The organism is Prosthecobacter algae (genome assembly GCF_039542385.1).
Classification (GTDB): Bacteria; Verrucomicrobiota; Verrucomicrobiia; order Verrucomicrobiales; family Verrucomicrobiaceae; genus Prosthecobacter; species Prosthecobacter algae.
The window spans coordinates 316029-338560 of sequence record NZ_BAABIA010000008.1 but is presented as its reverse complement, the minus strand read 5'-3'; the positions used below and the strand labels follow the sequence as shown (position 1 = coordinate 338560).

At 59.5% G+C, this 22532-nt stretch carries 20 protein-coding genes; 11 read left to right on the top strand and 9 right to left on the bottom strand.

The window, feature by feature from the left end; genetic code table 11:
• Positions 1 to 26: 26 nt before the first annotated feature.
• From ABEB25_RS19225 to ABEB25_RS19205, 5 genes are all read left to right on the top strand, one after another.
• Positions 27 to 572 (top strand): hypothetical protein, encoded by a 546-nt coding sequence (locus ABEB25_RS19225; RefSeq protein WP_345738062.1) that lies wholly within the window; start codon positions 27 to 29, stop codon positions 570 to 572.
• Positions 573 to 708: 136 nt separating this feature from the next.
• On the top strand, positions 709 to 1320 hold the full coding sequence (locus tag ABEB25_RS19220) for a sigma-70 family RNA polymerase sigma factor (RefSeq protein WP_345738061.1): 612 nt from the start codon (positions 709 to 711) through the stop codon (positions 1318 to 1320).
• Positions 1304 to 1951, top strand: coding sequence for an anti-sigma factor family protein (locus ABEB25_RS19215; protein WP_345738060.1), 648 nt, complete (start codon positions 1304 to 1306; stop codon positions 1949 to 1951). The genes ABEB25_RS19220 and ABEB25_RS19215 overlap by 17 nt, the downstream gene beginning before the upstream one ends.
• Positions 1948 to 2448 (top strand): hypothetical protein, encoded by a 501-nt coding sequence (locus tag ABEB25_RS19210; protein ID WP_345738059.1) that lies wholly within the window; start codon positions 1948 to 1950, stop codon positions 2446 to 2448. Before ABEB25_RS19215 ends, ABEB25_RS19210 begins: the two co-directional genes overlap by 4 nt.
• A 271-nt stretch (positions 2449 to 2719) precedes the next feature.
• Positions 2720 to 5002, top strand: coding sequence for a bifunctional SulP family inorganic anion transporter/carbonic anhydrase (locus ABEB25_RS19205; protein WP_345738058.1), 2283 nt, complete (start codon positions 2720 to 2722; stop codon positions 5000 to 5002).
• A 56-nt stretch (positions 5003 to 5058) separates the two neighbouring features.
• Here ABEB25_RS19205 and ABEB25_RS19200 read toward each other — a convergent pair whose 3' ends face one another.
• Both ABEB25_RS19200 and ABEB25_RS19195 read right to left on the bottom strand, forming a co-directional pair.
• Positions 5059 to 5808 carry an HAD family hydrolase gene (locus ABEB25_RS19200; RefSeq protein WP_345738057.1) on the bottom strand — a complete coding sequence of 250 codons (750 nt, stop codon included), beginning with the start codon at positions 5806 to 5808 and terminating at the stop codon, positions 5059 to 5061.
• 53 nt (positions 5809 to 5861) lie between these two features.
• A complete protein-coding gene (locus ABEB25_RS19195) occupies positions 5862 to 6944 on the bottom strand; it encodes a mannose-1-phosphate guanylyltransferase (RefSeq protein ID WP_345738056.1) in 1083 nt (360 codons plus the stop codon).
• A gap of 80 nt (positions 6945 to 7024) precedes the next feature.
• Between ABEB25_RS19195 and ABEB25_RS19190 the strand changes: the two genes are divergently transcribed.
• Complete coding sequence (locus ABEB25_RS19190; protein WP_345738055.1) at positions 7025 to 7345, top strand: hypothetical protein; 321 nt, start codon at positions 7025 to 7027, stop codon at positions 7343 to 7345.
• Positions 7346 to 7593: 248 nt separating this feature from the next.
• Positions 7594 to 8595 (top strand): acyltransferase family protein, encoded by a 1002-nt coding sequence (locus tag ABEB25_RS19185; protein ID WP_345738054.1) that lies wholly within the window; start codon positions 7594 to 7596, stop codon positions 8593 to 8595.
• Positions 8596 to 8651: 56 nt separating this feature from the next.
• On the opposite strand, the gene ABEB25_RS19180 is transcribed toward ABEB25_RS19185, so the two are convergent.
• From ABEB25_RS19180 to ABEB25_RS19150, 7 genes are all read right to left on the bottom strand, one after another.
• Complete coding sequence (locus ABEB25_RS19180; RefSeq protein WP_345738053.1) at positions 8652 to 9266, bottom strand: hypothetical protein; 615 nt, start codon at positions 9264 to 9266, stop codon at positions 8652 to 8654.
• Between the two features lie 66 nt (positions 9267 to 9332).
• The gene (locus tag ABEB25_RS19175) at positions 9333 to 11039 is read right to left on the bottom strand and encodes a GspE/PulE family protein (protein WP_345738052.1); all 1707 of its coding nucleotides are present in this window, start codon (positions 11037 to 11039) and stop codon (positions 9333 to 9335) included.
• Complete coding sequence (locus ABEB25_RS19170) at positions 11039 to 11752, bottom strand: hypothetical protein (RefSeq protein WP_345738051.1); 714 nt, start codon at positions 11750 to 11752, stop codon at positions 11039 to 11041. The genes ABEB25_RS19175 and ABEB25_RS19170 overlap by 1 nt, the downstream gene beginning before the upstream one ends.
• A 60-nt stretch (positions 11753 to 11812) precedes the next feature.
• Positions 11813 to 12469: a class I SAM-dependent methyltransferase gene (locus ABEB25_RS19165; protein WP_345738050.1), complete on the bottom strand. Its 657-nt coding sequence runs from the start codon at positions 12467 to 12469 to the stop codon at positions 11813 to 11815.
• Positions 12466 to 13236 carry a glycosyltransferase family 2 protein gene (locus tag ABEB25_RS19160; protein WP_345738049.1) on the bottom strand — a complete coding sequence of 257 codons (771 nt, stop codon included), beginning with the start codon at positions 13234 to 13236 and terminating at the stop codon, positions 12466 to 12468. The genes ABEB25_RS19165 and ABEB25_RS19160 overlap by 4 nt, the downstream gene beginning before the upstream one ends.
• Positions 13233 to 13730 (bottom strand): lysophospholipid acyltransferase family protein, encoded by a 498-nt coding sequence (locus ABEB25_RS19155; protein WP_345738048.1) that lies wholly within the window; start codon positions 13728 to 13730, stop codon positions 13233 to 13235. The genes ABEB25_RS19160 and ABEB25_RS19155 overlap by 4 nt, the downstream gene beginning before the upstream one ends.
• On the bottom strand, positions 13675 to 13983 hold the full coding sequence (locus tag ABEB25_RS19150) for a hypothetical protein (RefSeq protein WP_345738047.1): 309 nt from the start codon (positions 13981 to 13983) through the stop codon (positions 13675 to 13677). The genes ABEB25_RS19155 and ABEB25_RS19150 overlap by 56 nt, the downstream gene beginning before the upstream one ends.
• A 108-nt stretch (positions 13984 to 14091) precedes the next feature.
• Between ABEB25_RS19150 and ABEB25_RS19145 the strand changes: the two genes are divergently transcribed.
• From ABEB25_RS19145 to ABEB25_RS19130, 4 genes are all read left to right on the top strand, one after another.
• On the top strand, positions 14092 to 14532 hold the full coding sequence (locus ABEB25_RS19145; protein ID WP_345738046.1) for a 3-hydroxyacyl-ACP dehydratase FabZ family protein: 441 nt from the start codon (positions 14092 to 14094) through the stop codon (positions 14530 to 14532).
• A gap of 390 nt (positions 14533 to 14922) precedes the next feature.
• Entirely contained in the window at positions 14923 to 17898 is a 2976-nt protein-coding gene (locus ABEB25_RS19140) for a PSD1 and planctomycete cytochrome C domain-containing protein (protein ID WP_345738045.1), read from the top strand.
• A 92-nt stretch (positions 17899 to 17990) separates the two neighbouring features.
• Positions 17991 to 19409 (top strand): DUF1501 domain-containing protein, encoded by a 1419-nt coding sequence (locus ABEB25_RS19135; RefSeq protein ID WP_345738044.1) that lies wholly within the window; start codon positions 17991 to 17993, stop codon positions 19407 to 19409.
• A 75-nt stretch (positions 19410 to 19484) separates the two neighbouring features.
• A complete protein-coding gene (locus ABEB25_RS19130) occupies positions 19485 to 22523 on the top strand; it encodes a PSD1 and planctomycete cytochrome C domain-containing protein (RefSeq protein WP_345738043.1) in 3039 nt (1012 codons plus the stop codon).
• Positions 22524 to 22532: the final 9 nt, after the last annotated feature.

Sequence of the window (22532 nt, the reverse complement as noted above, 5' to 3'; positions counted from 1 at the left end):
AGCCCTCGTCCATACTCGCATTTCTTATGCGCTCGTTCCTGCTCCTCGTTACATCTCTCCTGGCTTTCACCATTCCGTCATTGGCGGAGACGGTGGATCTGGGCCATTACGGCCAGGTCAAGCTGGCGGTTCCTGGAGGCTGGGGCATGCAGAGCCAAAAAGTCGGGGATATCGGTGTAAACCTGACGGTCCGTCCCAAATCGGATGCCAATGCGGCCTGCAAAGTGACCATCGCTTTCACCAATCAAAAAGAGGAGGTCAGTGCCGAGGAACAGCAAAAGCGGTTTGAAAAGATGGCTGCCATTTTTGCTCAGAGTTCTGTCGAACAGAAAATCGAAGTACAGAAGATCCGGCTGAAGTCTGGCGTCGGATTCTACGCCTGCTTCACCGATCCCAACCTCGTCGGCAAACCTCCCGAGCCGCGCAACTACAAGGTCCTGGCCCCGGCCATGATCGTCCTTTCCAAAGACGTGCTGATTTCAGTCACCCTTTTTACGGACGACAAAACAAGCCAAGAATTTACAGACTTGGTCAAAATGCTCGAGTCGGTGGTCCTGGTGAATACCCTGTGAGGTCCTCGCCAGCCTCATTCAACACATCTATGTGTCCTTCTTGATGCATCTCTTTGACTCTCGCCGTTATAAAGGCGAGGATTCTTTTGAATAAGGCGTTTCCTGCGCCCGTCATAGCCTCTGCCACTCCTAAAACATGCCCGCCTCCACTGCGCCTGATCCTGGCGAAGTCCCGGACTCCGACCTGGTCAAGCGCTGCCAGGCGGGCGACACACGTGCATTTGACGTGCTCGTGAACCGTTACCGGGGGCGGATTTACGCCATGACTTATCACATGATCCAGAACGAAACCGAGGCCTGGGACCTCGCGCAGGAGGCCTTCATCAAGGCCTGGCGCGCCCTGCCGCGTTTCAAGCTGGACTCCAGTTTCTACACCTGGCTGTATCGCATCGCCCACAACGTCACCTACGACTACCTGCGCAAGAAGCGCATCCAGGGCGACGGCGAGTTTGACGACTCCCGCACGGAGCACAAGGTCGCCGCTGGGGCCGAGACCGTGCCGCATGCCGATGCCGCCCCGGACACCATTTTGAAGAATGCGGAACTCGGGGACCGCATTCGTGCCGCCATCGCCCAGCTCAGCCCGGATCATCGGCAGGTGATCGTGCTGCGTGAGGTGGAAGGCCTGCAATATGAGGAAATCGCCGCCACCATCCCTTGCTCCCTGGGCACCGTGATGAGCCGCCTTTTCTACGCCCGAAAGAAACTCCAGGAACTGCTGAAGGACACTTATGAAAACGCCAACTGAAGACCACGATCTGATCCGCTGGCTGGATGGGGAAATGGACGCCGCCGAAAGCGCGCGCTTCACTCTCCGGTTACAGTCTGACCCGGCCCTGAAAGCCGAGGCCGACCTGATGCAGCGCATGTGTGCGGACGTGCGCACCACCCTCCCGGCCGAGATGCCCGTCCCGTTCGGCGACTTCTTCAATTCCCAGATCCAGATGCGCATCGCGCAGGAGGATTCCCAAAGTCCTGAGGTCGCCCCCGTCCGCTCCTCCTGGCTGGACTGGTTCCGCCTGCCCGGCTTTGCCACCCTCGCCGCTGTTACTGCTGCCGTGGTGATCGCTGGTGTCATGATCGTGAAGCAAGGCTCCGCCGAAGGCAGTCTGGTGCTCAGCACTTACGCACCCAACCAAAGTGTGCAGGTCAATTCCTTCCATTCCGAGGATGCTCGCGCCACGGTTCTCATGCTCAATGGCCTGGAAGACGTGCCCGCAGACCGCCAGATCGTCGGTTACCACATTGAGCGCAGTGAGACCGAGCAGGCACTCGCCACCACCACCCTTTATGGGGAGCGTGGCGAGGTCGTCCTCGTCGTCGCCAAAGACGCCCGCAACCAGCCTCGCCTCCTGGCAGCCGCCAATCCACGCGGATGAGATTCCTCCTTTCCATCATCGCCCTTTCCCTGGTCTCCTTCACTGGAGCCATGGCCCAGAGTGCCGCCCCACCTGCCACCCAGCAGTTGCCGACGGTCAAGCCGGCGACGGATGGAAAAGTCTGGGGCGCTCTCATTTTCGCTTCCAACGAATCGCCCAAAGGGGGCTCGAAAGAGCAGCCCCCGGCCAGTTTGGCCGATCTCCCCCAGCGTCTGAGCAAAGTCTTTCCTTACAAGCACTACGAGATTCTGGGGCAGCACCTCCAGGACGTGTTTCGGGAGTATGAATCTTGGGTCGTCCCTTCCAAGGACTTGTTTTTGAAAGTGGACTCCAAAGGACCCTCTTCTGGTGGTGGAGTGAATCTGCACCTCCAGTTCTGGCGCGACCAGCAGGTCCTGGTGAAAACCGATGCCGTTTTACGCTCAGACAGCCCCCTCTTTATTGGCGGTCCGAAATGGCGTGAAGGCCAGCTCATCTTTGTCCTGGTGCTCCAGTAAAGCCCGAACTCGAAGGATGGGTGGATAGCGCCCACGGGTGATTTGACCTTTACAGGGAAAATAGCGCATCTCAAAAGTCCCAATAAAAGAGATTTTATCCCATCAGATGGCTTAAAGTGCCAATTTTTCAGGTCATATAAAGGATTCCTTTATATAACGATAAGCGTCAACCGGGCGATTTTTTAGCGGATAAAGGTTGAACGGTGTGCGAATTTTGGCGTCCCATTTGGGCCTTTTGTGGTTCAAAGCGTTCTCCCCCATCCTGCCAACAATGACTAGCATCAATCCCCTCTCGCCCAAAACGATTCCTCGAGACCTCACGGCTGGTCTTGTTGTCTTTCTCGTTGCCCTTCCCCTCTGCCTTGGGGTCGCCCTCGCCTCCAATGCACCACTCTTCTCAGGCATCCTGGCAGGCATTGTTGGCGGTCTTCTCGTCGGCATGCTCAGCGGCTCCCATACCAGCGTCAGCGGCCCTGCCGCAGGTCTGACGGCAGTGGTCGCCGCGCAGATCGCTGCTCTGGGTAGCTTCGAAGCTTTCTTGGTGGCCGTGGTCATGGCAGGGGTCATTCAGATCATCCTTGGCATTTGCCGCGCGGGTTTCATCGCCGCCTTTTTCCCCTCCAGCGTGATCAAAGGCTTGCTGGCCGCCATCGGCGTCATCCTCATTCTGAAACAGATCCCCCACGTGCTCGGTCATGATGCGGACCCCATGGGAGATAAGTCCTTCATCCAGCCAGACAATGAAAACACCTTCTCTGAGTTGGCTGAGACCTGGTTTGACATTCAGCCCGGTGCCGCCCTGGTGGGCCTGCTTTCCATCCTCCTCCTGGTTTTTTGGGATAAGATCAAGGTCCTGAAAAAATCCCCCGTGCCCGCACCGCTGGTGGTCGTTATCTTTGGTGTCGCGATGAGTATGCTCCTCCGCAAGATGGGTGGAGATTGGGTCATCGAGACCAGTCACCTCGTGCAGGTGCCAGTATCGAATTCGCCGAAGGAATTTCTCGGTTTTATGATCTTCCCAGATTTCAGCGTGCTGGGAAATCCCACCGTCTATATCGCGGCAGTGACCATCGCCATCGTCGCTTCCCTGGAGACTTTGCTCAACCTGGAAGCGGTAGACAAGTTGGACCCTGAACAGCGCAGCAGCCCGCCCAACCGCGAGCTTTTGGCCCAGGGCATCGGCAACGTGGCCGTCGGCCTCATCGGTGGCCTGCCCATGACCAGCGTCATCGTCCGCAGTTCCGTGAACATCAATGCAGGCGTGAAGACCAAACTCAGCGCCATCTTCCACGGAGCCCTGCTCCTGAGCTGCGTGATGTTTGTCCCCACTCTGCTCAATGAGATTCCCCTCTCTGCCCTGGCCGCCATTCTTTTGATGACTGGCCTCAAGCTCGCCAGCCCGAAACTCCTCAAGCAGATGTGGGGAGAAGGCCGCAGTCAGTTCCTGCCCTTCATCATCACCGTCGTCGCCATCGTCCTCACAGACCTCCTTGTCGGCATCCTCATCGGCCTCGGCATCGCCATCGGCTTCATCCTTCACAGCAACGTCCGCCGCCCCATCCGCAAGGTCATGGAAAAGCATGCCACCGGCGATGAAGTGCTGCGCATCGAGCTGGCCAACCAGGTCAGCTTCTTCAACCGCGCCACGCTGGACGAAACCCTGCGCAGCGTGCCCCGTGGTGGTCACGTCCTGCTGGATGCCCGTAACACGGACTACATTGATCCGGATATCCTGGATCTCATCACAGACTTCAAGGATACCACCGCCCAAGCTCACGGTGTGCAGCTCAGCCTCACCGGGTTCAAAGAGCGCTATCCGCAGCTCGAAGACCGCATCCAGTTCGTGGACTTCAGCAGCCGCGAAGTGCAGGATGCTCTCACCCCTCAGCGCGTGCTGGAAATCTTCCAGGAGGGCAACGATCGCTTCCTCAATGGCACCCGCCTCAGCCGTGACCTCGGCCGCCAGGTCGATGCCACCTCTCTGGGGCAGTTCCCCATGGCCGTCGTGCTCGGCTGCATTGACTCACGTGCGCCAGTGGAGTTGATCTTTGACCTGGGCCTCGGTGACGTCTTCACCATCCGTATCGCCGGCAACATCGCCCGCGATAAGGTCTTAGGCAGCATGGAATACAGTTGCGCCGTGGCCGGGGCCAAGATCATCCTAGTCATGGGGCACACATCCTGCGGCGCAGTGAATGCCGCTGTGGACCTCATTTGCAGCCACAAGACAGCGGCCGAAGCCACTGGCTGTGTGAACCTAGACTCCTTGATCACCGAGATTCAAAAGTCCGTGGACCTCAGCACCTGCAAGAACCCTGATCAGTGGCTGGCAGGCGAAAAAGCGGCTTACGCCAACGAAGTCGCCCGCCGCAACGTCCTGCGCACCATGCGCAAGGTCCGCGAGCGCAGCTCCACCATTGATGGCCTCGTCCGCGAAGGCAAAGTCGCCATCGTCGGCGGCATGTATGACATCTCCACGGGCAAGGTTTCCTTCTTCCAGACTTCGGAGTCTAGCTCCAAACCGTTGCCCATCGCCATGGCGACGGCGGTCTAAGACTCTTCCAAAGATCTCGATTCATCCAGGTGCTCTTCGGGGCACCTGGATTTTTTTTAGCGGGCAGGCCCTCGTTCGCCATGCAGACCCACCATTTGCCGCAGGGCAGACAGCATATCCCCCGCCTTTCCCCAGTAAGGTCGGCGTGGGGTGACCACCGTGACATCATGCTGAGGAAAGTGCTTCTTCAGCCCACCACTCGGATGCACGAGGATGCGGTTTCCACAAAACTCCAGGAGAGGAATGTCTGCCGCACTATCGCTGTAGGCCCAGCAATGGAAGCGCTGCTCATCCGTCAGCGCGGCGACTCCCGGCACAGAAGCTTTCATCGCCGCGATCTTGGCTTCACGCTTGTTGTTAGACCCGATCAGGGCAGGTCGCAGCGGCACGATGTTACCAATGTGGAAACGCGTGGCCACACAGTGATCAAAATCCAGCACGGCAGCTATTTCTTCGGCATAAAAATCCGGGCTTGCCGTATTCAGCACCAGCTTCCGCCCTTGGTGTTTATGCCGCAGGATCTCGGCCCGCATTTCCGGGTAGATCCAGGTATCCACACAGTCATGGGCAAAGTCACGCGCCAGCCGGCGCAGGTGCGCACGTTTCATTCCCCATAGGTAGGAAAGAAAGGCCCGCTTCGCAGTGGCCGTGCTCACCACCCCCACCGCCCTTCCCAGGGCAAAGGGGACAAACCACGCATGCAAAACGATGCGCCAGGGATGCCGATGCAGCACGAAATTGCAAAACAGCGTCTGTGTATCAAACGGCAGCAACGTGTGGTCGAGATCGAAAAAGGCGTAACGCATCGGGAGATAGGCTCAACGGAGCTAGGCCATGAAATTCATCTTCAGCCAACGCTTTAGCGCAATTCTTTGGGCAGCAGGTCCGCCATCTTTTTGATGCTTTCCGCCTGGGCCCGGCTGGTGATCAAAATCGCGTCTTTGGAGGCCACGACTATCAAATCCTGCACGCCCAGCAAGGCGATGTGCTGCCCAGTCTGGGAAAAGACCAGGTTGTCGGAGGCATTCATCTGGGTCATCGCACAGTTGTGCTGGTTGCCCTCGGGGTCGCACTTCAAATAACGGCCCACGGATGTCCAGTTGCCCACGTCATCCCAGTCAAAGGTCGCCTCGATATTCAGCACCCGCGAGGCGCGCTCCATCAGCGCGTAATCAATGGAAAGCTTCGGCAGCTTGCTAAACTGGCGCTCCACCGTGGCACAGAAATCCTTGGAACCACGGAGCTCGGAAACAAAGTCCGCCAAGGCAGGGCAGTGGCGGGACAGCTCACTGAAGATGGCTGGGATCGTCCAGATGAACATGCCCGCATTCCAGGTGAAATTGCCCTGGGCAATGAAGTGCTCAGCCAAGTCTGGATTCGGCTTTTCCCGGAACCTCGCCACTTCATACACGGCCACCTCACTCACCCCCAGGACGGAGGCGCGCTTGCCGCGCTCCACATACCCGTAGCTCGGGCAGGCCCAGGTCGGTTTGATGCCCACTGTCACCAGGCTGCTCGCCGCCTCGGCACACATGGCGGCATTGATCAGCACCTTCTGAAATTCCGCCACGTTCTGGATCAGATGATCCGCTGGCAGCACCATCATCGTGGCGGAAGGATCCCGAGCCACCACCCAGCCCACGCCCAAAGCAATCGCTGGCGCGGTGTCCCGCTTCTCAGGCTCTGCCAGGATGTTTTCAGGCGGCAAAAAAGGTAGCAAGGCACGCACCGTAGCCTCCTGCTGCTTGTTGGTCAGAATGACGATGTTTTCCTTCGGCACTACGCCTTCCAGACGATCCACCGTCATTTCCAGCAGGGTTTTGTCGCCAAACAGCTTCAGAAGCTGCTTTGGCAAGGCGTCCCGGCTAACCGGCCAGAAGCGTTGGCCACTACCTCCAGCTAAAATGAGGGCGTATCGTGAGGGGGATGCAGGCTGACTCATGTGCATGGACGATGGCCCAATCATGACCAGGAGCAAATTCCACTTTGGAGAATCTGCGGTGATGCTATCTTATCTCCGTTATGCCACCTGAATCCACAGTCGAAAGCCGCTACGAAACCTACGCCAGCATGATCGCTCCTGCCGCTGCAGGTTGCGCTCTCGGCATCCTCTTTGGCCGTGGTATGGGTCGCAGCACCTCGAACATCGTTTCCCTCACGCTCCTGGCCGCCAGCGCCGTCGTCGCCGCCCCACTCATTGGGGACATCGTCTCCCGCACCGCCAACCGCCCGACTTCGGAGCGCGGCAGCCGCAAGCGTCTCGAAGGCATCCGCAACGGTGCCGTGCCGGATGAAGACCTGAAGGAATTCTTCGTGGATTCCCCGAACGCGCTCCTGCCGTAAATCGGCCAGAGAGAATAGAGGGGGCCCGCACAGTCTCTGTGCGGGACGCTGCCTGGGCACTTTTAGACAGGTGGCTGCTCCAGTAGCCGTTCCCCAAACCTCTGGGAGGTGGGCAGCATTCTTGTATTCAGGTGGCAAAGAGCAACGCCGGTTAGCATGACGGAGATTCGTTGAATCCTTTGAGATGTTTACAAGCACCTCTTCCTGAGCCGCTCTGGATCTCGTTCATTTCAAGAAATGATCCTCTAATGACGACCTCCCGCAACCCCTCTATTGATGCTTTCAGGCTCGTGTGCGCCTACGGGGTTGTTTTTGTTCACCTGGCTCCCTGCGAGACTTATGGAGACTGGGTGGGGCGCTCGTTCAATATTCTGACGGTGCCCTTTTTTATCGTTACAGGGCTGTTCTTCTTTATTGGAAAGACACACTCGGCGCTTCAAACCCCTGGCCCCCTTCTGCCCCGCTTGCATTTCGAAAGGCTGTGGGTGCCCTACCTTTCATGGACCCTCCTCTATCTTGCCATGAGGCTTGTCAAAAGTCGTCTGCAGCAGACCGAGATGGCTTTCGAATGGCCGCAGCTTCTGCTGTATGGGGGAGCAGGCGTGCAGCTTTACTTTTTGCCATTGATGCTGCTGTGCCAGGGCTGGGTGCTGGGGATCCTTCTCCTCCGAAAACGTCGGCACCTGCTGCTCGCCGGGGTGGTGTTGCTGGTGGCATTGGCTTATGCCTGCATCGGCTCGGTGAAGAATTACGATCAGTTTGAGGAGGCTGTGCCGCGCAGCCTTTTGTACGTCTTGGCCGCTTGGCTGCTGCACCACGTGCACGCCTCCAGACGCGCCGTTAGGGCAAACGCCTGGATAGGCGCTGTTGTTTCTTTAGCGGCTGTTGCCGCTGCGGGGCTGGATGTGATCCCCTCTTGGCTAGCCTGGGTGGCTGGCCCCCTCGCAGGATACGCCATCAGCAGCGCCGTGCTGGCGCTTCCCTCCATTAGGTCCTCTTCACCCCTGGTCCTCTGGGCCTTGAGCTCCTCGTATGGCATTTACCTCATGCACCACGGACTCATTGAATGTCTGGAAGTGGTGATGGCCCGGAGCGGATTCCCTCTGACACCTTATGACTTCTATGTGAAATCGCTGCTGGTGGCCCCGCTGGTCTGTCTCGCCTGCATAGGGCTGATCGGCGCTCTTCGTCAAAGCCAGCACCTGCGTTTCTTTTTATTGGGAGAAGCCTCTCCCACAAGGCCTCGATGAAGACCTGAAAGAATTCTTCGTGGATTCCCCTAACATGCTGCTTCCTTGATCCGCGTTCAGTTCTCGTCGGCGGCTTTCCCCAACGGCATCATTTCATAGTCAAAGGCTCCCAGCAGGGAGCCTTGTTTGACCTTGTGGCATTCGAGGCAGCTTTTGTCCGCTGTGATCGGCGCGATGATATGGACAGTATCATAACTGTATTCGCGAGGCGGTCCCACGAATGTTTCCCAGGCTGCTGGCAATCGCACCCAGGGGGCTGTGCCTGCCCGAATCTGGGCCACCGCAGCCGCCTCATCCTCTGAAAGCTTTCTGGTTTTAGCCGTGGTCAATTCCGCTTTTTTGGGCATGCGACCTTCAAAATATCGGTCGCCTTCTTCGGGGGTCAACCCAATGAGATTGACGTTCGTAGGCCGAAAAAGATTCCCCTCCAGACGGACGCTATGCTCCATCCAATAGCCTGATCGCCGGAATCGTCCGTAGCCGAATCCCTGGCTATCAACGAATGTTTTGACCGCCCTTGCGTGGGCTTCGGGAAAAGGGCTATTGGCATTCGGACCTTCCAGATAACCCACCAGCAACAATGGGATCACCAGCCACTCTGGAAACATGAGTGTGAAAAGACCTAGCAGAAGAAGGATGATTCCTGCCAGACGTTTGAGAACTTTTTTCATCAATAAGCGTCAAGGTGGCATGGCTGAAAACAATCTGGCCCCTGTGGTCACGGGCCCTGGCAGACATCACTGCTCCGACTCCGCCACCGTCACGCTGATGACTTCTTCGATCGTGGTGTTGCCATCCAGGACCTTGCGCACGCCATACTCACGCATCGGGCGGTAGCCGTCCTTGTAGGCCTGCTGCATGAGCTGGGCGCTGCTGGCCTTGTGGGTGATGAGTTCGCCCATGGCAGGGGTCAGGCGCACGAGTTCGTAGATGGACATTCGGCCTTTGTAGCCCGTGTGGCGGCAGGCTTCGCAGCCACCTTCTTTGGCCCGGTAAACCTGGGTGCGGATGGGCCCAGTGTACTTCAGCTCGCGCAGCTTCATCTCGGCCTCCGGCTCTGGTTCGCGGCAAGAGTTGCACAGCAAACGCACGAGGCGCTGGGCGATGAAAGCACGCACGGAGGTGGCGACGAGGAAGGGCTCCACGCCCATGTCCACCAGACGCATGATGCCGCCGATGGCGTTGTTCGTGTGTAGGGTGCTGAACACCAAGTGACCCGTCAAGGCGGCACGGATGGCGATTTCCGCCGTTTCCAGGTCACGCATTTCCCCCACCATGACCACGTTGGGGTCACCACGCAAAATGCTGCGCAGGCCGGTGGCAAAGGTGAGCTCAATCTCAGGTCGCACGGCGATCTGCACCACGCCCGGCAGTTTGTTTTCCACCGGATCCTCGATCGTCACGATGCGGCGATGCTCGGTATTGAGCTGGCTGAGGAAAGTATAAAGCGTGGTGGATTTACCGGAACCCGTCGGCCCCGTCACCAGGATGATGCCGTTGGGCTTTTTCAGGAGTACTTCAATTTCACCCCGCAAGTCCGTTTCCATCCGCAACTTGTCCAGGTTGAACTTCTCCTGGCCTAACAAACGAAGCGAAATGCTCTCCCCTTCCACGCTCGGGATGGTGGCCACACGCACGTCAATGAGCTGACCGGCGATCTGCAAGCTGATACGACCATCCTGCGGCAGGCGGCGCTCGGCGATGTCCAGCTTGGCCATCACCTTCAGACGCGCGATCACGGACTGCTGGAGTTGCTTGATGTTTTCCGGCACGGGCACCTCGCGAAGACGTCCGTCAATGCGGTAGCGCATGCGCAGTTTGTCTTCCATGGGCTCCACGTGAATGTCCGTCGCCTGCTGCTCCAGGGCTTCACGAATCACCGTGTTCACAAACTTCACGACCGAGGCCTCTTCGTCATCGGCATCGATGATGTTCGCCTCGTCCCGCTGCTCCAGGTCAGAGCCGTCCACATCACGCCCTTTCAGGATCTCTTCAAAGGTGTCCGCACCCACGCCGTAAAAGTCGCGCATCGCATTGAGCAAACGTTTACGCGGGGCGATCTGCCAGCGTACCGGCGCATCCACCTCGCGGGATACGGCTTGGCGACCGATGAGATCAAAGGGATCATAAGCCGCCACGATGAGCTTCCGGGCACCGCCTTCCTCTTCCTCGATCTTCAATGGCAGCAGTCGATGTTTCAGGGCGACACGCGGCGGCAGCAGCCGCTTCATCTCCGGTGCATCCGCACTGTCTGGCAGCGGCATCGAGACGTAGCCCAGCCCCAAACGCACAGCGAGCTGGGAGAGAAAGGATTCTTCATCCAGGGCACCCGTATCGAGGAGCTGATTCACCACCGAGGAACTCGGCGTGGCAGTCGGCAGGGGAATGCCGGAGCCGCCTGAGGCCTCCAGACATTGGACCAAGGCTTGGCGGATATTTTTCATCAGTCGTTGGCGGGTGCCTGGCCGTGGGTTTCGACAGGGAAGAGGCTGGCATCGATCACCGCTGCCTCGGAGGAGGAGATGGCGGGCGCTGGCAGGCTGCCGTCATCGGGCGTGTACCCGTATTTTTCCAGCAGCTCGATGATGTAGGCGGTCGCCACATTTTGGGAGCCGAAGGCGCTGCTCACATTCGCCGTCAGATCTTCCCGCAGAGTCCCGGTGATCAGCGCACTGCCCACCACTCCAAAGGAACCATCGGCTGCGGGCCCCGTCACAGACTCATCATCCGCAGCCATCAGGCGACCGGAAAGACTTTCCGCCACCCGCCACGATCGCGAGCCCGTGCTGCCATTCAGCAGCAGGGAGCGGTTCATCGGCCCGGAGGCCGTGTAAAAGGCCTGGGACGTGCCCGTGAAAGCCGCCGCCGCAAAGACGGCCTTCCGCACGCTGGCGTTGGCCGCCACGAAATACTTGCCGCTGCTCTCCGCCACAGCGTAAAAACGGCCGCCTTCCTCCGTCGTCAGCACGATGGTGGCCTCGCCACCGCCAGCCGGGACCACCACATAGCCGCCCGTGTAAAAGCTGAAGTTCACGGATTCCTTCTCAGGTGTAAAGCGCAGCTCATACACCAGCCACTGGGCCGGGGCCGCGGCCACGCCTGCCAGCCATAGCAAGGCTGCGCAAAAGAAGGGAATAAAACGGGTGGTGGACGACATGCGGGCGGTTTTCTAGCCGAGATGGACAGCGTTGTCGAGACGGGCGTTGAATCACGCGGGTTACCTTTGTGCAACAATCAGATGATTGTTGAACGGGGTCCCCCCCCACAGAGGGCTGATTTCCACCTGCAGGCCCGCTTCGGTCAGCACTTTTCTGAACTGCTCCGCATCCGGGTAGCAGGTCGGCGCAGCCTTCATCCAGAAGGTCACCTTCGCTAGGTAATCCCCCAGCACCGTCACGCGAAACCTCCAGGAATCATCCCGCAGTCCGGTGCGGATCACCAGTTTTCCGCCAGGGGCCACCCGGGCCGCCGCCGCTGTGATCAGCGCATTTTGCTCCGCTGGGGTGAAAAATTGCAGAATGTCCAGAATCACCACATGCCCGCTGAATTCAGGCAGCCCCGTGCGCGCATCACCGGCGGAAAAGGTCAGTCCCTGCTGGCCAGACTTGCGCACCATCGCCCCGGCACTGTCGATTTTGCGCTGGTCATAGTCAAAGCCGGTCACCTGCGCAGTATGCCCGCAGGCACGGAGGTAATGGGCCAGCAGCCCGATGCCGCAGCCGATGTCCAGCACTGGCAGGGGACTCTCCCCGATCTCCCTCACCACCGCCTGGTAAACGGGATCGCTGGCGAGCTTGGAACGCGTGTAAAAGAAATCCCACCGCCGGTCACAAAGGGCGGCGATGTTTTCGAGTTGGGCCGGGGTGGGCGTCATGCCGTGACTTTACGCAGGGGATTGCCTCCTCGTCCAATGCGTAAGAGCAACAATGGCAGCCTCCAGGCAAAGCCGAACAGCAGCCGCGCATGCATCCACGTCAGCACGCTGTTGTCCCGGAAATAGCGGAACTGCGAAACCCCCCCCTCCTCCTGGGTGAGATAGCGCACCGTCGTCGGCACCGCCAGCATCGGCGCTCCCTGCCAGGCCAGACGCACGGCGATCTCCGTGTCATAGTCAAAGCGCCGCGCCCAGATGGTGCCGCGAAAGGCGCGCAGCAGCAGCGGCACAGGGTAAAGGCGCATGCCAAAAAGCGTGTCTGGGATGCCCCAGTTCAGGGTCTCCAGATTGGCCCACATGTTGGAAATTTTACGCCCTTGCACGCGCAGTTGCGGGGCCTCCGGGCCGAAAACAGGCGTGCCCATCATCACGGCATCCGGGTACTTTTGGGCCAGCGTCACAAAGCGGGGAATGTCATCCGTGGGGTGCTGGCCATCCGCATCCATCGTCAGCACATGGGTGTAGCCCGCCTCGTGGGCCAGGCGCGTGCCATGCAGCACGGCCGCCCCCTTGCCGCCGTTTTTGGCGATGGAGATCACCTTCAGCCCAGGGGCCGTCGCCTTCAGTGGCTCCAGCAGGGCCGCGCTGCCATCGGTGCTGCCATCCATCACCACCCACACTTCAGGCCAGTGTTTCAGCACGTCGGTGACGGTCTGGGGCAGGATGCGCCCGGTGTTGTAGCTGGGGATCAGGACCAGGATCTTCATGCGGTAGGGGATTCCAGGGCCAGCAGGTAACGCTGGCGCAGTTCATCAATGAATGGTTGGGCTTCGCCGTGTTCAGGAAATCGCAGCGGTTCCCCCACCGTCATGCGTAGGCGCACTTTTTCCGTCGGCAGGTGCCACAGCGGCCAGCCCTTGTTCAGGTAGCGGCTGTTGGTTTCCACAAAAACGGGCCAGATCGGCACCCCCGCATTCTTCGCCACCACGGCCAGCCCACCTTGGAAAGGGTTCAGCCGCCCATGCTCCGGGCGCGTGCGGGTGCCTTCTGGAAAGAACAGCAGTCGTCCCCCTTCCTTTAATGTATCGATGCACTGGCGCAGCATTTTGTGAGTAGGTTCGTTCGGGATGAAGCCAGCGGCCGTCGCCCCTCCGAACAAAATCGGATTGCACATCAGGGATGCTTTCAGCACGCAGGCCATGTGGTCAACCTCCGCCAGCACGAACACCGCATCCCACAGCGCCGGGTGGTTGGGTGCCACGATCATCCCCCCCCTGCTGCGCACGCAGTCGGTCAAAGCCGACATACTCACACTCCACAATGTCAAACCACGTCAGCACCTGTAGAAATCCTCGAAAGGCCAGCCGCAGCGCCCCCTGGCCGATCGCGCGCGCCTGCTCCCCACGAAAAAACAGCGGCAGCAGCAGGCACAAAAGAAAAAACCCCGTGCCCCCAATCACCCAGTACAGCAGGCTGGCAGTCCAGGCGGTGATGAGGCGGAGGCGGTCCAGCATGCAAAGGGGAATAAAACCAGCTACGCTTTTTTGAAGTCAGCGTGTCAGGGTTGTTGAGCATTCAGAATTGGCACAATCCGTAAGCATGGGGTATTGAGGGCGCCGATTATGTTGCAGCCAGCCCCGCTTGTCCAAGCCCTTTCCGCGCTTCCCCACGGTCCCTCCTTTCGCTTTGTTGATGAACTGGTTTCCATGGAGGCGGGAGTCACCGCCACGGGCCGCTGGACCCTCAAGGGCGATGAAGCCTTCCTCGAAGGGCATTTTCCGGGCCAACCTTTGCTCCCAGGTGTCATCATGATCGAATCCCTCGCCCAGCTCGGCGGCATCCTCGCCCAGAGCGACCGGGGGGATCAGCCTCTGAAAAATGTTCGTCTCACCGCCGTCCGCCAATTCAAGATCCTCGGCAGCATCCCCCCTGGCGAGACCCTCACCATCGTCGCCCGGCGGGATGCCGTGATGCCTGGCCTCGTCCAGGTCAGCGGGGAGATCACCACCGCCGACGGCACCCGCCTGGCCACAGGCAGCGTCATCCTCAGCGGCGAGGAATAGCGGCACAAACGCCACACACCACCTGGCTTCCAGTTAGTTTTACTTTGGTGAAAACATCATTTGATGATATAATCCAGCGTCCCTTCCCTGGTGCGCGATTCCTGCCGCCTTCCTTTCTTTTGCCCGCATGCCGCCTCCCCCGTTCTCAAGCCCAGCCTTCTCCCCACGGCATACCCATGTTTCCCCATTCATCCTCAGATGGGGATTTTTGTCCCCATCGTAATTCATTGATTGTCAGTGGTTTAAATCGAAAAATCCCCAAATGGGGAAAATTTGTGATTCTTCCCCATCGCCACTCCCCCGCTGCACCTGCCTCCGTCGGGAAAGCATGGATGATCCTGCGTTGCGCGTAGGATGTGGCCCTGGCGGACGTTACCTCCATTGATTCCCATGCCCCGTCTGTTTGCCATCTTTGCCCTCGCCCTGCCTGCGTCGCTCACCGCCGCGGCGCTCGACTTTCAACGCGATGTGCGCCCCATCTTGTCCAACCACTGCTACCACTGCCACGGCCCGGATGAGCAGGGTCGCAAAGGCAAGCTGCGGCTGGACATTCGCGAAGACGCCCTGAAGGCGGGCAAATCCGGCGAGGTAGCCATCCTCCCCGGCAAGGCCGAAGCCAGCGAGATCATCCGCCGCATCCTTTCCGAAGATGAGGACGAGCTGATGCCGCCGCCCCATGCGAAAAAGCCCATCACCGCCGCCCAAAAAGCCACACTAAAACAATGGGTGGCCGAGGGGGCTGAATACGCCCCCCACTGGGCCTTTGCCAAACCCATCGCCGCCACCGTGCCCGCAGGAGTCCACCCCGTGGATCACATGATCCAGGGAAAGCTCCACGAAGCCGGACTGAAACTGGCCCCGGAGGCCGATCCTTACACCTTGGCCAGGCGTGTCTCTTTGGACCTGACGGGACTGCAACCCACGACGGATGAACTGGAGGCCTTTGTGACCGCCTTCAAAACCGAGCCGCAGGCTGCCTATGAAGCCTATGTGGACAAACTGCTGGCCTCTCCCGCCTATGGCGAACGCTGGGCCCGCCGCTGGCTGGACCTCGCCCGGTATGCCGATACCAACGGTTACGAAAAAGACCGTGAGCGCAGCATCTGGCCCTACCGCGACTGGGTCATCCAGTCGCTAAATGCCGACATGCCGTTTGATCAATTCAGCATCGAGCAACTCGCCGGTGACATGTTGCCCGGGGCCACGCTGGCGCAGCGCATCGCCACCGGGTTTCACCGCAACACCATGCTCAATGAAGAGGGCGGCATTGATCCCCTGGAATTTCGTTTCCATGCCATGACGGACCGCGTGGCGACGACCGGGGCCACCTGGCTGGGCCTCACCATGCAGTGCACCCAGTGTCACACGCACAAGTTCGATCCTATCACCCATACCGAGTACTACGGCATGATGGCCTTCCTCAACAATGCGGACGAGCCGGACCTGGACCTGCCCGATGACGCCCTCGCCGCGAAGCATGAGGCCAATCTCCAAAAAGCCGCCGCTTTACTGAAGGAGCTGCCCTCCAAATGGCCTAACCAAAAAAACGGAAGCACCGCAGAAACGGCCTTTGATCAGTGGCTGACCACCGAACGTGCTCGCACGATCCCGTGGCAGACGCTGAAGCCCACGAAGGCCTCGACCAATCTTCCTCTGCTGGCCATCGACTCAGACGGCAGCGTCCTCGCCTCCGGCGACATCACCAAGTCAGACACCTACGATCTCACCCTCACCCCCTCGAAACAGCCCGTCTCCGCCATTCGTCTGGAGGCCCTGCCCCATGAAAGCCTGCCTGCGCATGGCCCCGGCATGTGCAACTACGAAGGCCCGAAAGGCGATTTCTTCATGGGCGAGTTCAAGGTCATCGTGAACGGCCAGCCCGTGAAGGTGGTCTCTGCGACGGAGAGCTATTTCAAAAACAACTTTGGCAAAAACCCCGCCACCGCCCAACAGGCCATTGATGGAGATCCCCAAACAGGCTGGAGTTGCGCCGCCCGCTATGGCGAACGTCACGAAGCCGTTTTTATCCTGGCACAGCCTGTTCCTGCCGGGGCCGAGATCCGTGTGATCATGCAGTTTGGCCGTCACTACGCCTGCCCACTGGGCCACTTCCGCCTCTCGGCCAGTGCAGATTCAAAGGCCGTCGCGCACGACATGGACAACGAACTTACTACCCTGCTTTTAAAGCCGGAACTGGCTGCTGCTGAAAGGCAGACCCTGTGGGAGCACTTCCTTCTCACCGCCCCACCCCTCGCCGCAGAGGCCAAGGCGATTCGGAATCTACGCATTGCGCCCACCCTGCCCACCAGCCTCGTCATGCGCGAGCGCCCGGCCAATCACCAGCGCCCCACCTTCCGCCATCATCGCGGGGAATTCACCCAGCCCAAAGAGCCCGTTCAGCCAGTGACCCTGGCCGTCCTGCATCCATTTCCTCGGGCGGCCCCCAAGACCCGACTGGAGTTCGCCCGTTGGCTCATGTCCCCTGAAAATCCTCTCACCCCCCGGGTGGTGGTGAACCGCCAGTGGGCCACGCTGTTTGGTCGTGGGCTGGTGAAAACGGTGGATGACTTTGGCTATCAGGGCTCACTGCCAAGCCACCCCGAATTGCTCGATTCGCTTGCCGTGGAGTTTGTTAGGCAGGGCTGGTCCATGAAGAAGCTGCATCGCCTGCTGGTGACAAGTGCCACGTATCGGCAATCGGTCCAGGTCTCCGATCTCAGCCAGGCCAAGGACCCAGAAAACATTCTCTACTCCCGCTTTCCTCGCGTGCGGCTGGAGGCTGAGATGATCCGCGACTCCATGCTCAAGGCCGCAGGTTTGCTGAATCTTAAGTTAGGCGGCCCCAGCGTCTATCCACCCCAGCCGGACAGCGTCACGGAGGTCGCCTACGGCAAATTTAAGTGGACCCCCAGTACGGGAGAAGACCGCTACCGCCGCAGCCTCTACACCTTCAGCAAACGCACCGCCCCCTTTGCGCTTTATACCACCTTTGACGCGCCCACGGGAGACGCCTGCCTAGTCAAACGCGAAGCTTCCAACTCCGCCCTCCAGGCCCTCACGATCATGAACGATGTCATCTTCACGGAAGGTGCCCAGGCCCTCGGCAACCTGCTCGCTAAAGAGGCAGGCGGGGATGAAGCAGCCCTTCGTCAGCTTTACCTGCGGGTGCTTTCTCGCCAGCCTGAGGCGGATGAAATCCAGCTCATGCAGACCTTCCTCCAGCAGCAGCGTGCGCGCCTGAAGTCAGGCGACCTCAAAGCCGCTGAAATCTGCGGCCAAGCCAACGCACCCTCGCCTGAAGCCGCCACCTGGACCCTCGCCTCCCGCGCCCTCTTTAACCTCGACGAGTTCATCACCAAAAATTAAGCCCCCTCACGGAAACCCAAAAGATAAGATCCAAATCAATCTTCCCACTTCCGTGTTTTCCGAGCCTTCCGTGGTTGTCCTTCTTTTTTCCTATGTTTCACACCCCCACCTTCTATTCACGCCGTCACTTCCTGCGTGATTGCACTTATGGTTTGGGCAAAGTGGCCGCTGCCGGTCTGCTGACGGATTCCCTCAGCGGTGCTGCTGCCGCGAATCCCCTGAGCGCGCGGGGCCCGCACTTCGCCCCGAAGGCCAAGCGGGTGATCCATCTCTTCATGGCCGGAGCCCCCAGCCAGCTCGAGACCTTCGACCCCAAGCCCATGCTCACCAAGTATGAAGGCAAGCCCATCCCGCCCGAGGTCATTGGAGGGCAGCGTTACGCCTTCATCCGGTCGGATGCAGCCGCTTTGGGCCCCCGGTTCAAATTCGCGCAGCATGGGCAGAGCGGGGCCTGGATTTCCGAGGTGATGCCGCATGTGGCCAAGATCGCCGATGAGCTGTGCATCATCCGTTCCGTGAAAACGGACCAGTTCAATCACGCCCCCGCGCAGATCTTTTTCCAGACGGGTTTTGGCCAGCCGGGCCGACCCTGCATGGGTTCCTGGGCACTTTACGGCCTCGGCGCTGAGACGCAAAACCTGCCTGCCTTTGTGGTCATGTCCACCGGCTCAGGTCTCAGCGGTGGCACGGCCCTCATGTCCAGCGGCTTCCTGCCCACGATCTACAACGGCGTGCGCTTCCGCAACAGTGGCGACCCGATCCTGAATGTCTCCAGCCCTGCGGGCATTGATTCGCGCGCGCAGCGAGACACGCTAGACCTCGTCAGCCAGCTCAATCAAAAACGCCTCGGTGCAGTGGGAGATCCCGAGATCGCCACCCGCATCGCCTCCTATGAAATGGCCTTCCGCATGCAGACGAGCGCACCGGAACTCACGGACCTGCGCAGCGAGAGCAAGGAGACCCTGGAGATGTATGGCTGCGACCCTGACAAGCCCAGCTACGCCCGCGCCTGCCTGCTGGCCCGGCGCATGATCGAGCGCGGGGTGCGTTTCGTAAACATCTACCACGAAGGCTGGGATGCCCACTCCAACGTCGAAGGCAACGTACGCAACAACTGCAAGGAGACCGACCAGGCCAGTGCAGCTCTGGTGAAGGACCTCAAACAACGAGGTCTGCTGGACGATACGCTGGTGGTCTGGGGCGGTGAGTTTGGCCGCACCCCGATGGTGGAAACCAATCCGGCGTTAGGCCGTGCGCTTGGCCGCGATCACCATCCGCAGGCCTTTACCATCTGGATGGCGGGCGGCGGTGTCAAAGGTGGCCAGACCATCGGGGCGACGGATGAACTAGGCTTCAATGTCGTGGAAGATCCCGTCCACGTTCACGATGTGCAGGCCACCATGCTCCACCTCATGGGCTTCGATCATGAACGCCTCACCTTCCACACCCAAGGCCGTGACTACCGCCTCACCGATGTCCACGGCCACGTCGTCAAGAAGGTCCTCGCGTGATGGTTGCACGAGGCTGAATCCTCCATGCCAGGCGCTCTTGGCTTTTGACCCGCGTTTGCGTATAACTTGCCTAACATGCTGCGGTATTCCCTTTTCCTCCTCGCCTTTTCTTCTGCTCAAGCGGTGGATTTTGTGGCGGACATCCAGCCTATCTTTGAGCAGCGCTGCTACGGCTGTCATGGCGGCAACAAACAGGAGGCGGCCTTCCGTCTGGATCACAAACCCAGCGCGCTGAAGGGGGGTGACTTTGGCCTGGCCATCAAGCCTGGGCACAGTGCAGATTCCATCTTGGTCCACGCCATCGAAGGCCGGAACCCGAAGATGAAAATGCCCCGCAAGGGAGATCCTCTTTCTGCCGAGGAGATCGGCAAAATCAAAGCCTGGATCGATGCTGGGGCCGAGTGGCCGGACAGTGCCAGCGTCAGTCTGGAAACGAAGGTGGACCACTGGGCCTTCAAAGCACCGGTGAAGCCAGCCCTGCCTGCCGCCATTCATCCAGTGGATGCCTTCATCCAGCAGCGCCTCACCTGCGAAGGCTTAAAACCTTCTCCAGAGGCTGCCCCGGAGACTCTCATTCGCAGGGTCTCTCTGGACCTTACGGGCCTACCGCCCACGCCTGAGGAAGTGGCTGCTTTTGTGAAGGATTTTAGAAGCTCCCCGAAGGCTTATGATCGCCTCATAGACAAGCTGCTGGCCAGCCCGCATTATGGCGAACGTTGGGGCCGCCACTGGCTGGATGCCGCCCGTTACGCAGACAGCAACGGTTATGAAAAGGATCCCATGCGGCACATCTGGTTTTACCGCGACTGGGTCATCAGCGCTTTCAATCGTGACCTGCCCTATGACCAGTTCATCATCGAGCAGCTCGCCGGCGACCAGTTGCCCAAAGCCACGCAGGACCAAATCGTCGCCACCGGATTTCTGCGCAACTCCATGATCAATGAAGAAGGTGGCGTGGACCCTGAGCAATTTCGCATGGAGGCCATGTTTGATCGCATGGACACCATCGGCAAAAGCATCCTCGGCCTCACCATCGGCTGCACCCAGTGCCATAACCACAAGTATGATCCCATCAGCCAAGCCGAATACTATCAGATGTTCGCCTTCCTGAACAATGACAACGAACCCTGGCGCGTCGTCTATACCAGCAGCGAGCAGATGCAGCGCGCGCAGCTTTTGCAAGGCATCCAGGACCTGGAAAACAAGCTGAAGCACGAGTACGCCGACTGGCCTCAACGTCTGGACCAATGGGCCTCTCAGGTGAAAGGCAACCAACCCGCCTGGACCACCCTTAAATTTGAAGATGATCCCTCCGGCGGTGAAAAAGCCATCCGCCAAAAAGACGGCAGCATCCTGGCCCAAGGCTACGCACCCACCAAGTCTCACGTCAAATTCGTTGTGAACCTCAAGGACTCCCAGAAGAACGCAGCCCCTACGCGCACCATCACCGCCTTCCGCCTGGAACTTCTCAACGATCCCAACCTTCCAGCCTATGGCCCAGGTCGCTCCATCAAAGGCATGACCGCCCTCACCGAGTTCACGGCTGAAATCAAAATCGGTGACAAGCTCACTCCGCTGAAATTCATCAAGGCCACTGCTGATTATGGCGAGCCTGAAAACACGCCCCTGGTGCCCTACGCCCGCGACAAGGAAGCGGACAAGGACAACCGCGTCACCGGCCCGGTCACTTACGCCATCGATGGCGATGCCAAAACGGCCTGGGGCATTGATGCCGGACCTGGCCGTCGAAACGTGCCCCGCAAAGCGGTCTTCGTTTTGGAAAAGGCCCTGGTCGTCACCCCCGACATGGAACTCACCGTCGGCCTCAGCATGAAGCATGGCGGCTGGAACAGCGATGACCTGCAAACGATGAATCTAGGCCGCTACCGCATCAGCGCCACCGATGTCCCTGACGCCACGGCTGATCCCCTGCCACCAGCCGTCCGCACCTGGGTGGAGAAAAAGGAGAATGCCTCCATGAAGGACGCAGGCATCCCATCCCCCGTCTTTGCTTATTTCCGCACTACTGTTCCCGAATGGAAGCACCTCAACGACGAGATCGAAACTCTCTGGAAACAGCATCCCGAAGGCACCACCACCTTGGTGCTGGACGGACGCGATGAACCCCGCATGACGAACCTACTAAAGCGTGGGGATTTCCTCAAGCCAGGTGAGAAAGTGGCCGCCGGTGTACCTGCGATGCTGAACAATCCCTTAACAAAGACTGCGGACGGCTCCCGCCTCACCTTCGCCCGCTGGATGGTTTCCCGTCAGTCTCCCACCACAGCACGGGCCTGGGTGAACCGGGTCTGGCAGGCTTACTTTGGCACGGGATTGGTGGATACACCGGAGGACTTTGGCCTCCAAGGCAGCCTGCCCAGCCACCCCGAACTGCTGGATTGGCTCGCGACCGAGTTCATGGATAAAGGCTGGTCTAACAAAGACCTGCATCGCCTCATCCTCACCAGCGCCACCTACCGCCAAGAGAGCAAAGTCACGCCTGCACTTCTAGAAAAAGATCCTTACAATCGCCTACTGGCCCGCGGGCCTCGCTTCCGCGTGGAAGGTGAAGTGGTGCGTGATATCCAGCTCGCAGTCAGCGGATTGTTAAATCCTCAGTTGGGCGGGCGCAGTGTCATGCCGCCGGCCCCGGAGTACTTGTTTGAAAAGCCGGTGAGCTACGCTCCTTTTCCCTGGAAGGTGGAAGGGGATAACCAAAAGTATCGCCGAAGCGTCTATGTCTTCCGTCGTCGCAGCACCCCCTTTCCTTTCCTCGGCACCTTCGATGTGCCCAATGGGGAAACGGCCTGCGTGAAACGCGCCCGCAGCAACACACCGCTTCAGGCCCTGATGACGCTCAATGAAACCCTCAGCATGGAGGCAGCCCAACATCTGGCCCATCGCATGGAAAAAGCCGGCGCAGGCGATGATGCCAAAGCCATCTCCCATGGCTTCAGCCTTTGCACCTCACGCCCACCCACCGCCAAAGAAGCCGCCCTGCTGGTGGATCTGCTGCAACGTCAGCGGCAGATCAAAGCCGCCGACGAAGCTCCTCCGATGGTGGTCGTCGCCCGCGTCCTGCTGAACCTTGATGAGACCATCACCAAGGAGTGACCCTCTCAG

Coding starts and splice junctions, on each gene's coding strand:
- ABEB25_RS19140 (WP_345738045.1), top strand. CDS start 14,923: ATGCCCCGTCTGTTTGCCATCTTTGCCCTCGCCCTGCCTGCGTCGCTC.
- ABEB25_RS19225 (WP_345738062.1), top strand. CDS start 27: ATGCGCTCGTTCCTGCTCCTCGTTACATCTCTCCTGGCTTTCACCATT.
- ABEB25_RS19145 (WP_345738046.1), top strand. CDS start 14,092: ATGTTGCAGCCAGCCCCGCTTGTCCAAGCCCTTTCCGCGCTTCCCCAC.
- ABEB25_RS19205 (WP_345738058.1), top strand. CDS start 2,720: ATGACTAGCATCAATCCCCTCTCGCCCAAAACGATTCCTCGAGACCTC.
- ABEB25_RS19220 (WP_345738061.1), top strand. CDS start 709: ATGCCCGCCTCCACTGCGCCTGATCCTGGCGAAGTCCCGGACTCCGAC.
- ABEB25_RS19200 (WP_345738057.1), bottom strand. CDS start 5,808: ATGCGTTACGCCTTTTTCGATCTCGACCACACGTTGCTGCCGTTTGAT.
- ABEB25_RS19190 (WP_345738055.1), top strand. CDS start 7,025: ATGCCACCTGAATCCACAGTCGAAAGCCGCTACGAAACCTACGCCAGC.
- ABEB25_RS19160 (WP_345738049.1), bottom strand. CDS start 13,236: ATGAAGATCCTGGTCCTGATCCCCAGCTACAACACCGGGCGCATCCTG.
- ABEB25_RS19210 (WP_345738059.1), top strand. CDS start 1,948: ATGAGATTCCTCCTTTCCATCATCGCCCTTTCCCTGGTCTCCTTCACT.
- ABEB25_RS19180 (WP_345738053.1), bottom strand. CDS start 9,266: ATGAAAAAAGTTCTCAAACGTCTGGCAGGAATCATCCTTCTTCTGCTA.
- ABEB25_RS19130 (WP_345738043.1), top strand. CDS start 19,485: ATGCTGCGGTATTCCCTTTTCCTCCTCGCCTTTTCTTCTGCTCAAGCG.
- ABEB25_RS19195 (WP_345738056.1), bottom strand. CDS start 6,944: ATGAGTCAGCCTGCATCCCCCTCACGATACGCCCTCATTTTAGCTGGA.
- ABEB25_RS19170 (WP_345738051.1), bottom strand. CDS start 11,752: ATGTCGTCCACCACCCGTTTTATTCCCTTCTTTTGCGCAGCCTTGCTA.
- ABEB25_RS19135 (WP_345738044.1), top strand. CDS start 17,991: ATGTTTCACACCCCCACCTTCTATTCACGCCGTCACTTCCTGCGTGAT.
- ABEB25_RS19215 (WP_345738060.1), top strand. CDS start 1,304: ATGAAAACGCCAACTGAAGACCACGATCTGATCCGCTGGCTGGATGGG.
- ABEB25_RS19165 (WP_345738050.1), bottom strand. CDS start 12,469: ATGACGCCCACCCCGGCCCAACTCGAAAACATCGCCGCCCTTTGTGAC.
- ABEB25_RS19185 (WP_345738054.1), top strand. CDS start 7,594: ATGACGACCTCCCGCAACCCCTCTATTGATGCTTTCAGGCTCGTGTGC.
- ABEB25_RS19175 (WP_345738052.1), bottom strand. CDS start 11,039: ATGAAAAATATCCGCCAAGCCTTGGTCCAATGTCTGGAGGCCTCAGGC.
- ABEB25_RS19150 (WP_345738047.1), bottom strand. CDS start 13,983: ATGCTGGACCGCCTCCGCCTCATCACCGCCTGGACTGCCAGCCTGCTG.